The sequence below is a fragment of the Bacteroidota bacterium genome, assembly GCA_005882315.1.
In the GTDB taxonomy this organism is placed as follows: domain Bacteria; phylum Bacteroidota; class Bacteroidia; order Chitinophagales; family Chitinophagaceae; genus VBAR01.
In genome coordinates this window covers 1-12,621 of record VBAR01000007.1, presented here as the reverse complement: position 1 = coordinate 12,621, position 12,621 = coordinate 1, and the positions used below count along the sequence as shown (strand labels likewise).

Here is a 12,621-nt window from a genome sequence, read left to right as displayed (position 1 = left end):
AACTAATGATTAGTTTTGCCAGCTTAGTATGTTTAACCCCAACCGTATATTAGTTTTAGCGCCGCATACCGATGATGGTGAATTAGGTTGTGGTGGCACCATCGCCAAATTCTGTGCAGAAGGAAAAGAAGTTTTTTATGCTGCCTTTTCTGATTGCCAGAAATCATTAGCCGCTGGCCTGGCTCCCGAGACATTGAAAAATGAATGTAAAAATGCAACTGCATTATTACGTATCAAAGAGGCCAATCTTATTTTTTTTGATTTTGATGTAAGAACATTTCCTGAACACCGACAATCCATACTGGAGGAATTGGTGAAACTCAATAAATCGATTCAACCCGATTTGGTTTTTACACCCGCTTCCCAGGATGTGCACCAGGATCATGGTGTTATTCATGCTGAATCGCTAAGAGCTTTTAAATATTGTTCTATTCTTGGCTATGAATTACCCTGGAATAATTTTTCATTTACTTCTGATTTTTTTATACGGCTTTCCGAAAAAAGTATTCAGGCTAAAACCGATTCACTAGGTGCTTATGCATCACAATCTCATCGCAGTTATTTTAAAAAAGATTTTCTTTTATCGCTGGCAAAAGTAAGGGGTGTGCAGGCAGGAAGTGAATATGCTGAAGCATTTGAATCTATACGACTGATCACAAGATGAAAAAATGAAGACAAAACTGTTATCCTTTCTTCGTTCTTCAAGATTGCTGAAATCTGCTTCATCACCAACCAGCCTGTTTGCCTAATTTTCCCAAACCAAAATATTCGTTCAGCTTTAAATTCAAACCCAACTGGTTGTAGGCTGTATTATTCTGGTAATTCGCTCTTGCAAAACGGATCTGTATTTTATTGAGCAACACTGCAAAACCTATTGAAAATCCATTTAATCCATTTCCTTCTTTCCCAATATTCAGTTCTTTGCGGCGCAGATGATTATAACCGAAGGTTGCTTCTACTTTTTTATCAATATGAATAGTAGTGGCTAATACAATATGCTGAAATAGTTTATCAAATGAAAAACCTTCACTGCTGTTTTCAAAATCATTTGCATTATTGAACAAAGTATCGTTATAACTAATATCGAATACATGAAGATGATGTGCTGTAAGAGAAAAGCTGAATGGAGCATTTTTCAAACGCTGAGTTATTCCTGCCTGTAAATCAAAAGGCAGGTCCCCTCCTCTTGCTCCCGGATATTCTTTTAACTGGAACCCTGCATTCCTTATCAAAACCGATGCAGAAAAAAGTTTGGCTGTGTCTTTATACAATAAGCTAATATCAGCCGCTAATCCATTTGCCTTGTATTGACCGTAATTAGAACTTATAAATTTCAGGGTCGTTCCCAAATTCCATTTTTCTTTATAGGAATGCGAAGCTGAAACCTGCATCACCCAATCCGATGCTCTGAACTCACCAAATGTATTCCCGGCAGCATCTGTTTGTGCTAAATTTCCATAATCAAAGAAATGGATCCCGTAGCTGAAGTTGGTATTCAGTTTTGGATTGTGATATCCAAAATTCATATGATAAGTTTCCACTCCTGCATAAAAATCATTAAACACTAAATTGATCTGTGTATGCATGGATTTGTTCAGCAACGCAGGACTATAAAATGCCATTCCTACATCATTTGAATTTGCTGAAACATTTATTCCACCCAGGGCAGTGAGTTGCGGAGTATTTGGAAGATTGAGAAAATTAAATACAGAGTTGCCACCAATAGTTTGTGAAAACAAGCGGCTACAACTCAGTAAAAAAAATAAAACAAAACGGAATTTCACAGCTGCGAAGTTACAGGATTGCTGTGTAAGAAATATTATGGCTCCAGTGCAATATCAAGTACTTCTTTCATTGTTTTTACATAATGAAACTTCACACCTTTAATAAAAGTTGAATCTATTTCGACGATGTCTTTTTCATTCTGTTTGCAAAGAATTATTTCTTTGATGCCAGCCCTTTTTGCTGCCAGCACTTTCTCCTTTATACCCCCCACCGGTAGCACTTGCCCACGTAAAGTGATCTCTCCTGTCATGGCTAAAAATGGCCTCACTCTTTTTTCTGTTAATGCAGAAGCAATAGCTGTCATCATTGTAATACCTGCACTCGGTCCATCTTTTGGTACTGCACCTTCGGGCACATGTATATGAATATTCTTTTTTGTAAACAGATCCGGATCGATCTTATATTTTTTGGCATTGCTCTGCAAATAACTGAGTGCGGTAGTTGCACTTTCCTTCATCACATTACCAAGATTACCTGTTAGCGTTAATTTCAACTCCCCTTTTCCATCACTCAGACTTGTTTCAATAAACAAAATATCACCGCCAACATAAGTCCATGCAAGACCAACTGCAACACCCGCCATGTTCGCCGTTTTATAGATCTCGTTGCTGAATTTTGGTTTGCCGAGTATCTTTTCAATATCAGCTGACGTAACAGAAGGCTTTAATTTTTCTTTTATCACCAATTGTCTTGCCTGGTTTCTCATTACAGATGCAAGTACCCTATCCAGTTCTCTCACTCCGCTTTCTCTTGTGTAATCTTCAATAATTTTCTCTACTACTTTATCTGCGATCTTCAGGTTAGTGCTTTTCAAACCGTGCAGATCCTTTTGTTTAGGGATCAAATGTCGTTTTGCAATTTGTATTTTTTCTTCTACAGCATAGCCACTCAGGTCAATGATCTCCATCCTGTCACGCAATGCAGGTTGAATATTCGCAATATTATTAGCTGTAGCAATAAATAATACTTTGCTTAAATCATATTCCAGTTCAAGATAATTATCATAGAAAGAATTGTTCTGTTCGGGATCAAGCACTTCAAGCAATGCAGATGAAGGATCACCCCGGAAATCACTTCCTACTTTATCCACCTCATCAAGTACCATTACCGGGTTGGATGATTTTACTTTTCTCAATGATTGTAAAATACGACCAGGCATTGCGCCGATATAGGTTTTCCGATGACCACGGATCTCACTTTCATCATGCAAGCCTCCTAAACTTAAACGAACATATTTTCTTCCGATAGCATGGGCAATACTTCTGCCGAGTGATGTTTTACCAATACCGGGAGGGCCGGCAAAACAAAGTATCGGGCTTTTCATATCACCTTTCAATTTTAATACGGCGAGGTATTCAAGGATCCTTTCTTTTATCTTATACATTCCATAATGATCCCCATCCAGCACCTGCTTTGCTTTTTTAAGATCATAATAATCCTTGGTAAATTCTTCCCATGGTAATTCAAGCATCAGGTCAAGATGATTATACACAACAGAATAATCCGGCGTGCTGGGATGCATTCTTTCTAATTTCTCAATCCCTTTTTTAAATGCTTCTTTAGCTGCAACACTCCATTTTTTACTTTCTGCCTTCTTCTGCATTTCTTTTACTTCCTGCTGATTTGCATCTCCACCTAATTCATCTTTGATGCTTTTCATCTGCTGGTGCAGGAAATATTCACGTTGTTGTTTATCGATCTCTGTTTTTGTCTTAGTAGTTACTTTATTTTTCAGTTCAGCAAACTGTAATTCTTTTTGCAGCAATTGCATTAGCAGATCAGCCCTTTCCCGTATCTTATTTATCTCAAGCAATTTTTGTTTCTCTTTAATTTCCGTACTTAGGTTGCTTGAAACAAAATGGATGAGGAAAGAAGGGTTCTCAATATTCCGGAGAATGATTGATGCTTCGGATGGAATATTTGGAGATAGCTGAACAATATCAGTAGCCAGGTCTTTTATGTTTGAAACATAGGCAGCAAAATCTGCATCAGCAGGCGCCTCTTCATCTTCCAGCTTTGTTATCTGCGCTTTGAAATAAGGATCATCAGAAATGATCGCATCGATCTTAAATCTACGTTTACCCTGGATGATAACGGTAGTACCGCCATCGGGCATTTTTATCAGTTTGATGATTCTTGCCACAGTTCCTATCGATTCAAGATCCCCGGATGAAGGATCTTCGATATTGCTGTCCTTCTGGGCCACTACACCAATCAATTTGTCGGCTTTATAGGCGTCGTTTACAGCTTTTATGCTTTTATCCCGGCCAACTGTTATAGGCAAAACAACACCCGGAAATAAAACGGTATTGCGCAAGGGAAGCAATGGGATTTCGGCGGGCACTTCAATATCTGAGTTATTCTGATCTGTCTCGTTCAGTGGAATAATTGGAAGAAAATCCATATCCTCCTCAGGGCCTGTAAAAATTTTCTCAAAACTCATAAGCCTTTCCTGTTTAAGTTATCCTGTCAGTTCAGCATGTACGGGGACAGGGGGTTAAATATACAATGTGAATCTATGGTTGTCAAGTATGATGCCATTACAATAAAAAAGCCCTTCTGCTGACAGAAGGGCTGCTGTTTTTCAAAGCTTGAGATTTTATATGCTAAAGTGCCAATCCGAGAGACAACTGGAAACCCTGGTTTGTCCATTTGTCCTGGTTGTCAATATCATTAATATTTGAAAGTCCTATTGCGTATCGTCCTGTGATCCTGAGTTTCATTATTTGTATCTCCGCTCCCGCAAGCATCGATAAATCACCTCTTCTAAATGCATCGCCTCCATTTTGCAATAAATTCCTGTCCTGGTCGATCAATATACCAAATTGAGGCCCAGCCTGCAGCCGGAAAAAACTAGCCATTTTATATTCCAGAAGGATGGGAATAGATAGATAATTCAGTTTGATATTAGTTCCGTTTTGGGAACTGAATACTCCATCATAAATATTCTTATAACTGCTGTCCAGTACAGTTGAATACTGGTTAAACAATACTTCCGGTTGTATCGTAAGTTTTTTGCTAATGGGTATTTCCATAAAACCACCGAGATGGTAGCCATATTTGAACTGGTCGTTGAATGAATGACCTTCTACTTTGGAAATATTTGCCCCGGCTTTGGCGCCAATATGGAACTGGGCCATGGAGGCAAAAGAAAATAAGAGTGCGGCAGAGAGGAATAAAAACTTTGTTTTCATTGTTAGAATTTTTTGATTAAAAAAATCACACGGCTTGCTTCGAAATCACGTCTATTATTTTTCCAAGTATAGTGCCATGTAACCCGCGCCGGTGTTAATTTTTATCTAATGGATGCAAACTATAACAAGAGAACTGTATGCACAGAATATTATTGTGAACAGCCCTTGAAAACTTTTCTTAAAATCAGAAGATCACACCAAGATTTACATTGAAAAGCGTAGTGAAGTTATTGGTGGCTGCAGGATAATAATAATCAAGGATGAATTGTGGCTGAATGAAAAATTTTCCTACTGAATACTCAGCTTTTAAGAAAAGTGCCCATGAAAGAGGCTGAAACTTAATATTATCATCGAGGTAAACATTCTCTGAATTGTAAATGATATTCGTAGATGGGCCGGTACTGCGTATCAGCTGAGCATAGGTGGTGCTTGATTGATTGAATCCGAATTTCTGCGTACCGAAATTGATTGATGCCTGCGGAGTAAAGCGGATATGATCATTATAGGCAAACACATTCAGCCAATAAAAGTCTTTACGCAACGAACCTGTAACATTAAAATCAGAAATAGATTCGGTAGAATTGATGAAAGTATATCCTCTCGGACGTAAACGCAATGAATTGATCTGCTCTTCCCGTTCCATATATTCTTTTCTTGTACCCCAGCCATAGCTAACCTGTATAGATGGTTTTACCCAGAATTTTCTCCATGCGAAATAAGCATAGAGTTCATTTTCCAAAGGAGAAGTATAAAATGGCAAAGAGTCTTTGCTAAAATACCTTGTATATGAAATACCGGTTGTGAGTTTTTTATTTTTCAGATAGTCATAAGAAGGGCTGATCGCGAATTGATAAAAATTCATATTCACATCATCATTCATTAAAAAACCAATAGTGGAAATTCCAAAACCTGATTTATTGTAGTATCCAAAGGTGGGTATATAAGTGAGCTTTTGGGCTGTTTCGAGATATAAAGACGATTTTCTTTCAAAACTGTAAAAGCCCCTTCCTATTGCAAGGTTAGCAATAAAATAACTTTTGGGAGCAAGTAAAGAATCGAGAAAACTTTCAAGATCATTCATCAACAAATCATAATCCACTGAGGTGTCAATAGCTAATTTATCAAGTGTATCGTTTTTGAAAACCTGTGGCGGTGTCAATGTGGTATCAGCCGGTACTCCCTGGGGATAAACGGTGGCAGTAGTGGTCGTTAGGACCAATAGTATTACGATGATTCGAATCATTGGCAGTAAGCCCTGGCTTAGGGCTTTTGTAATTACAGGCCTATGACCTGAGAGCTCCAACCGGGTTTAAAAAATGTAAAAGAATCCCTAATAAAACGAGACAAGTAGCCAAATATTGGACTTTAAGTACTCAAATCTCTATTTAAACTAGCTCAATCAAAGTAATTTCGGGCAAAATGCCCACCCGACCCGGGTAGCCGATAAAGCCAAATCCCCTGTTCACATACAATTTCTGATGATCTTTTTCATACAACCCTGCCCATTGGTTATAGATATATTGAACAGGGCTCCATTTTATTCCTGGTATTTCCACCCCGAACTGCATGCCATGTGTATGGCCCGAGAGCATGAGATGTATATCGGGGTACTTTTTCAGTACTTCAGCTTCCCAATGTGACGGGTCATGACTCATCAATATTTTAAAAGAATGTTCTTCAGAACCAGCGTATGCCTTTGTCAGATCTCCATAGCGATGAAAACTTCCTTTTGCACTCCAGTTTTGTACACCCAATATGGCGATCTTGTCTCCGTTTTTTTCAATTACCACATGTTCATCCATCAGCAATCGCCAGCCCATGCCTGCATGTACCCGCTTTAGTTTTTCCAAATTCTCATACTGAAGCGGTGTCCACAATTTTTTTCCTGCCGCTTCTTCTCTTTTACTGTGTTCATCATCATGGTCGGGCCAGGGTCGGACGTAATCGCCATAATCATGATTACCCAGGACTGAATAAACGCCTAAGGGAGCTTTCAAATGAACAAAAAGATCCTTGTATTCATCCATTTCACCCGCAGTATTATTCACAAGGTCACCGGTAAATAAAATAATATCTGGTTGCGTAGCAAGAATTTTATCAATACCTTTTTGCACAGATGCTTTATCAGTAAAACTTCCTGAATGGAGATCCGATATCTGGATAATTTTTAATCCTTTGAATGATGCAGGCAAATCTTTAAATGCGAGCTGTTCTTTGCGAAGTTGATAATTGTATTTATTTCCAAAACCGTAGATCAGTGTACCAAACAACCCACCTCCCATTGCAATACCTGCCCAACTGAGAAACGCAGAACGGGAAATGCCGTCGCTTTCCTGTAACGCCTCTGCTTCTGTACCACGAAAAAATATTTTGCCGGCAACCCATTGAATGGCCCGTCTCACATCATCCAACAAAAAGAAAACAGCAGCTATGAGTTTTGCAAAAAATAACCCGGCTATAATAGCAAAGATGGTAGTACGGATAAATTTTGCCTGGTTCTCAAATTTAAAATAAGGAAGTAACAACAATACAATAATAGCTCCGGCCGAAAGAACCCAGTAAGCAGAGTAAATGATAATTTTTGTTTTTGAATTAGCTGAATGTGACAGAAATCTTACAACCTGGAATATATAAATATCCAGCAACACCATAAAGCCAATCAACATCCACCAGAAGGTTGTGTTTCGCATGATAAGCATCAAATTTAGTGAAACCTGCGTGCCACCACTACTTACGAAAAGTTATATTTGCCCACATAAACAAGCACAATGAAATTCACTTACTACGGTCACTCCACTTTTTCGGTAGTAACAAATGGTAAAAACCTTTTGTTTGATCCTTTTATTACACATAATGAACTTGCCAGTAATATCGAACTAGCGAATATACAGGCAGACTATATTCTTGTTTCGCATGGACATGCTGATCATATTGCCGATTGTATTGCCCTTGCAGAAATGACAGGCGCCAAAGTAGTTTGCAATTGGGAAGTTTATGAGTGGCTGAGTAAAAAAGGGCTTAAAAATATTCACCCGATGAATACCGGCGGAAGTTGGGATTTCGGTGAATTCAAAGTAAAATGTACGGTAGCACATCATAGTAGCGGCTTACCGGATGGAAGCTATGGTGGCAACCCAATGGGTTTCATTATTTACAGCAGCGAGGGGAATTTCTACTATAGCGGCGATACGGCCCTTACGCTGGATATGCAGCTTATTCCTAAATGGGTAAAACTTAATTTTGCCGTTTTACCCATTGGCGACAATTTTACCATGGGCTATGCAGATGCAACAGAGGCTGCGAAAATGATTGATTGTAAAAATGTTGTCGGTGTTCACTATGACACATTTGGGTTTATAAAAATAGACCACGCTAAAGCGACAAAATCATTTGAAGAAACTGGTTGTAAATTGCATTTACCCAAAATAGGAGAAACAATTTCTATCAATTAAAATCACAATCCGAAGAGGAAGAGGCACATGGCAAGAATAATCGGCGTAGCAAATCAGAAAGGAGGTGTGGGTAAAACCACAACGGCTATCAACCTGGCCGCAAGCTTAGGCGTACTCGAATACAGAACATTACTCGTAGATGCGGACCCGCAAGCCAACAGCACTTCTGGCCTCGGCTTCGACCTGCACAATGTAACGCAGAGCTTGTATGACTGTATGGTAAACGAGACAAAGGCAAAAGATGTAGTATTAAAAACAGAAATACCCAATCTTGATCTTATTCCCTCACATATTGACTTGGTAGGTGCAGAAATTGAAATGATCAACTATCCCAACCGGGAAATGGTATTGCAAAATTTGTTGGAGCCTTTACGCAATGATTATGAGTTTATCATTATTGACTGTTCACCATCGTTAGGTTTAATCACGGTAAATGCATTAGTGGCCGCTGATTCTGTAATAGTTCCTGTACAATGTGAATTTTTTGCACTGGAAGGTCTGGGCAAATTGCTCAACACAATTAAAATTGTGCAAAGCCGTCTGAATATTGAATTACAGATCGAAGGCATCCTGATGACAATGTATGATGGCCGCTTACGTTTATGTAACCAGGTAGTAAGTGAAGTAAGAAAACATTTTGAAGAAATTGTTTTCAGTACGATCATTCACCGAAATTCAAAATTAAGTGAAGCTCCAAGTGTTGGCAAACCTGTGATACTTTACGATGCAAACAGTAAAGGAGCAATGAACTATCTCAATCTTGCAAAAGAGATTTTGCAAAAGAATGATATGACCAAGATCAAAAATGAAGAAAGAATTCTCGAACTGTGAGGCAGCTCTCTGATCTCGCAACTATGAACAATGAACGCATGAACAATCCAAAACAAAATAAGGAATTACTTGGCAAAGGAATCCGCTCCTTATTACAAAGTATCGATACTGATCTAAAAACAAGCAGCGGGCATTTGAAAACTGCTGTCGTTGAAACTGTAACGGGTACCAATCGTATTCCGATCAATGAAATTGACACCAATCCCAAACAACCACGTCGTGATTTTGATGAGAATGCATTGAATGATCTTGCTAATTCAATACGCCTGCATGATATCGTACAACCGGTAACCGTTTCAAGATTACCATCAGGCCGTTATCGTTTGATTGCTGGTGAAAGAAGATGGCGTGCAGCAAAGATTGCTGGATTGGTTGACATACCTGCTTATATCCGCCAGGCCAATGATGCGCAGTTATTAGAACTCGCCTTACTTGAAAATCTGCAACGTGAAGATCTGAATGCAATTGAAATTGCACTCAGCTATAAACGAATGATGGATGAGCTCAGTTACACACAGGAAAATGTAGCCGAGCGGATGGGTAAGGACAGAAGTACCGTTGCAAATTTTATTCGTTTATTAAAACTACCGCCCGATATACAGATTGCCGTACGTAATGGCGAAATAAGTATGGGACATGCAAGGGCCATCATCAATGTAGATACAATTGATAAACAACTTTTCATCTTTGAAGAGGTAAAAGAAAAAGGGTTATCAGTCCGGCAGACAGAAGCCCTGGTAAGAAACATGTACAAAGATGCCGGTATCGTTAAAAAAGCTACAAAAAGCAATCTAGATCCTGCCTTTCAGAAAATTGAAGATAAATTAGCATCCCATTTCAGTACAAGGGTAAAACTGAGGCACGACAAAAATAATAGCGGTCAGATCACTATGGAATATTATTCAGTTGAAGAGTTAAATAATATTCTCCGGCAAATGAATGTAACGATTGATTAAACCGCTTCTCTATTAAGTAATCTGATACAGCGAATGAAGCTTTTTTCTTCCCTTATAATATTTCTATTTGTGTTATCCGGGAATGTTTTTTCTCAAGATGCCCCACCGAATAATAAACCTGTTCTGAAAAAAGATTCTGTTGTTACGGTTCCAATTAAAGCTGATACAGCAAAAAAGAAAGAACATAGCCCGAAAAAAGCCGCAATTCGTTCGGCCATAGTACCCGGGCTTGGACAGATCTACAATAAAAAATACTGGAAAGTGCCGATAGTATATACAGGATTGGCTATAACCGGTAGTATATTCGCTTTTAATCTTGGTCAGTACCAGGACACCCGGTATGCCTATACTGTAAAATACAATATGCGGGTATTTAAAACCGATTCAGCAAAGTATGACAAGGTCCGTAATGATCTAAAACCGTTAAGCGAAGAATCATTACGCTATTATCGTGATCAGTACCGAAGAGATATTGATTACTCCGCTGTTTTCTTCTTGCTTATATGGGGACTAAATGTAGTGGATGCAGCAGTAGATGCCCACCTGAAAAGTTTTGATGTAAGTCCCGATCTCTCACTGAAAATAAGACCAGGCTATAGTGATTTTGCCAAAACAAATGGACTCAGCCTTATACTCAGTTTCAAATAATAGTTTATCGTTTATGGTTTTTGGTTTATCGTTATTTATAACTTTGAGCTATTCTTAGTAACAAGCTCAAACAACCAGTAACAACAATGAAACTTGCATTAATCGGCTATGGGAAAATGGGAAAAGCGATCGAAGAAATTGCGCTGCAGCGTGGCCACCAGGTTATCTTAAAAATTGATATTGATAATGCAAATGAATTTACCAAAGAAAATCTTGTTGCTGTAGATGCTGCTATTGAATTTACAAGTCCACATAGCGCTTATGAAAATATAAAAAAATTGATGCAGTTTGGTGTGCCGACCGTATGCGGATCCACCGGTTGGCTGGAAAAAATAGAAGAAATTCATAAACTATGTAAAGAAAATCAGGCGGCTTTTTTATATGCAAGCAATTTTAGTGTGGGTGTAAATATTTTCTTTGAAGTAAATAAAAGACTGGCTGCATTGATGGCTCCCCATAGTGATTATGAACTGCAACTAACCGAGATACATCATACAGAAAAAAAAGATGCACCAAGTGGCACTGCTATTACATTAGCCGAGCAAATACTGGAAGTAATACCCCGCAAAACAAAATGGGCAAATCATATAAGTGATAACCCCGAAGAATTAGAAATACTGAGTGAACGGATTGACCCTGCTCCCGGCACACATAAAGTAAAATACTCATCCGGCATTGATGATATCGAGATCATACATACAGCACATACCCGTAAAGGTTTTGCCCTCGGCGCTGTGCTTGCAGCAGAATTTTTAAAAGGAAAGAAAGGAATTTATGGAATGAAAGATGTGTTGAACTTGTAATTTCTGGTATTTGCTGGATAAATGAGTTACTAGGTCATTTTAATATTAAAACCACTGAACGATATCTTCATGTGAGCAAGAAACAACTGGTACATATTGCGAGCCCTTTTGATGAATTATGGAAGAGCAAAACAGTGGAATGGTAAAAACGGATTGCACTAACAACAATACAAAATGCATTAGTTTATTGATTTTCAAGGCTCGAGAATTTCATAAATCACAGCTTATATCATAAATTAGAGTGTTGGTTGCAATTGTATCGTGACTATCACTAATGGAAAATGAAATACTTCAATACCACAGTTTCTATGACTACTCTGATGTAGAAATTCAGTATTCTATCAAGACAAAAAAACTTAATCTGGACGCACTATCTGACCTTTTGAAAATCCAATCAACAAGAGGTTGGAGTTTCGGAGAAACCTATGAAGGCAAACAACTCAACACCGCCACAAGACAAGTAGAAACTATTACAAGAAAACGACCGAACACTCATTGGGTTTTAAATTCAAACAGTTTGACAGAGAGCAATAGGTTTGAAAATCATGCTGACCAACTTCTTAGTTTATTAGTTCCGAAACAGAATATTATTAAGACTTTGATGGAGCAGAAAGACGATTTTGAAATTATGACTTTCATATATCTTACATTCGATGTAAATGAAAAGCATTTTGGTTTTGGCACAACCACGGAGTATTTTAAGAAACTTTCAGACATTTCACATTACATCGAATGGCGGACTAAATAACAACTGCAACCAACATGAACTGTGTAAAAAACCAAATATAAAATTGATTTTTTTTATGGTTTAGCTGAGCAATAATTAGGTTGATACAATGTTTTGTTTTTTACCACTGCAAATACTTGTTTTAAAAGTTTATTACACACCGCTATTAATGCTTGTTTTCCCGTTTTTCCATTAGCTCTAAGTCTTTCATAAAGTGTTTTGCAG

The 12,621-nt window shown here is 38.2% G+C and carries 12 protein-coding genes and 1 pseudogene; 8 read left to right on the top strand and 5 right to left on the bottom strand.

The genetic code is table 11. From position 1 onward, the window contains the following. The first annotated feature begins 28 nt into the window (after window positions 1-28). Window positions 29-664 carry a PIG-L family deacetylase gene (locus tag E6H07_19325; protein ID TMI61391.1) on the top strand — a complete coding sequence of 212 codons (636 nt, stop codon included), beginning with the start codon at window positions 29-31 and terminating at the stop codon, window positions 662-664. A gap of 61 nt (window positions 665-725) precedes the next feature. Here E6H07_19325 and porQ read toward each other — a convergent pair whose 3' ends face one another. The 5 genes from porQ to E6H07_19300 form a co-directional block, all read right to left on the bottom strand. Beyond that, complete coding sequence (porQ, locus tag E6H07_19320; protein TMI61390.1) at window positions 726-1,823, bottom strand: type IX secretion system protein PorQ; 1,098 nt, start codon at window positions 1,821-1,823, stop codon at window positions 726-728. Beyond that, a complete protein-coding gene (gene lon, locus E6H07_19315; GenBank protein ID TMI61389.1) occupies window positions 1,820-4,228 on the bottom strand; it encodes an endopeptidase La in 2,409 nt (802 codons plus the stop codon). The genes porQ and lon overlap by 4 nt, the downstream gene beginning before the upstream one ends. A gap of 163 nt (window positions 4,229-4,391) precedes the next feature. Next, entirely contained in the window at window positions 4,392-4,979 is a 588-nt protein-coding gene (locus tag E6H07_19310; protein ID TMI61388.1) for a PorT family protein, read from the bottom strand. A gap of 184 nt (window positions 4,980-5,163) precedes the next feature. After that, window positions 5,164-6,222, bottom strand: coding sequence for a hypothetical protein (locus tag E6H07_19305; protein TMI61387.1), 1,059 nt, complete (start codon window positions 6,220-6,222; stop codon window positions 5,164-5,166). A gap of 142 nt (window positions 6,223-6,364) precedes the next feature. Beyond that, on the bottom strand, window positions 6,365-7,669 hold the full coding sequence (locus E6H07_19300) for a metallophosphoesterase (protein ID TMI61386.1): 1,305 nt from the start codon (window positions 7,667-7,669) through the stop codon (window positions 6,365-6,367). Window positions 7,670-7,747: 78 nt separating this feature from the next. Between E6H07_19300 and E6H07_19295 the strand changes: the two genes are divergently transcribed. The 7 genes and pseudogenes from E6H07_19295 to E6H07_19265 all read left to right on the top strand — a co-directional run bounded on the left by E6H07_19295 (window position 7,748) and on the right by E6H07_19265 (window position 12,417). Beyond that, window positions 7,748-8,431 carry a metal-dependent hydrolase gene (locus E6H07_19295; GenBank protein ID TMI61385.1) on the top strand — a complete coding sequence of 228 codons (684 nt, stop codon included), beginning with the start codon at window positions 7,748-7,750 and terminating at the stop codon, window positions 8,429-8,431. A gap of 27 nt (window positions 8,432-8,458) precedes the next feature. Then, window positions 8,459-9,262: a ParA family protein gene (locus tag E6H07_19290; protein ID TMI61384.1), complete on the top strand. Its 804-nt coding sequence runs from the start codon at window positions 8,459-8,461 to the stop codon at window positions 9,260-9,262. 38 nt (window positions 9,263-9,300) lie between these two features. Beyond that, a complete protein-coding gene (locus tag E6H07_19285; GenBank protein TMI61450.1) occupies window positions 9,301-10,218 on the top strand; it encodes a ParB/RepB/Spo0J family partition protein in 918 nt (305 codons plus the stop codon). 33 nt (window positions 10,219-10,251) lie between these two features. Further along, a complete protein-coding gene (locus tag E6H07_19280) occupies window positions 10,252-10,866 on the top strand; it encodes a hypothetical protein (GenBank protein ID TMI61383.1) in 615 nt (204 codons plus the stop codon). An 86-nt stretch (window positions 10,867-10,952) separates the two neighbouring features. Continuing rightward, on the top strand, window positions 10,953-11,669 hold the full coding sequence (gene dapB / locus E6H07_19275) for a 4-hydroxy-tetrahydrodipicolinate reductase (GenBank protein ID TMI61382.1): 717 nt from the start codon (window positions 10,953-10,955) through the stop codon (window positions 11,667-11,669). Between the two features lie 14 nt (window positions 11,670-11,683). After that, window positions 11,684-11,815 (top strand): annotated as a pseudogene (locus E6H07_19270) (integrase). A 128-nt stretch (window positions 11,816-11,943) separates the two neighbouring features. Continuing rightward, window positions 11,944-12,417, top strand: coding sequence for a DUF4279 domain-containing protein (locus E6H07_19265; protein ID TMI61381.1), 474 nt, complete (start codon window positions 11,944-11,946; stop codon window positions 12,415-12,417). Window positions 12,418-12,621: the final 204 nt, after the last annotated feature.

Coding starts and splice junctions, on each gene's coding strand:
- E6H07_19305 (TMI61387.1), bottom strand. CDS start 6,222: ATGATTCGAATCATCGTAATACTATTGGTCCTAACGACCACTACTGCC.
- dapB (TMI61382.1), top strand. CDS start 10,953: ATGAAACTTGCATTAATCGGCTATGGGAAAATGGGAAAAGCGATCGAA.
- E6H07_19290 (TMI61384.1), top strand. CDS start 8,459: ATGGCAAGAATAATCGGCGTAGCAAATCAGAAAGGAGGTGTGGGTAAA.
- E6H07_19285 (TMI61450.1), top strand. CDS start 9,301: ATGAACAATCCAAAACAAAATAAGGAATTACTTGGCAAAGGAATCCGC.
- E6H07_19300 (TMI61386.1), bottom strand. CDS start 7,669: ATGCGAAACACAACCTTCTGGTGGATGTTGATTGGCTTTATGGTGTTG.
- E6H07_19280 (TMI61383.1), top strand. CDS start 10,252: ATGAAGCTTTTTTCTTCCCTTATAATATTTCTATTTGTGTTATCCGGG.
- E6H07_19325 (TMI61391.1), top strand. CDS start 29: ATGTTTAACCCCAACCGTATATTAGTTTTAGCGCCGCATACCGATGAT.
- E6H07_19265 (TMI61381.1), top strand. CDS start 11,944: ATGGAAAATGAAATACTTCAATACCACAGTTTCTATGACTACTCTGAT.
- E6H07_19295 (TMI61385.1), top strand. CDS start 7,748: ATGAAATTCACTTACTACGGTCACTCCACTTTTTCGGTAGTAACAAAT.
- lon (TMI61389.1), bottom strand. CDS start 4,228: ATGAGTTTTGAGAAAATTTTTACAGGCCCTGAGGAGGATATGGATTTT.
- E6H07_19310 (TMI61388.1), bottom strand. CDS start 4,979: ATGAAAACAAAGTTTTTATTCCTCTCTGCCGCACTCTTATTTTCTTTT.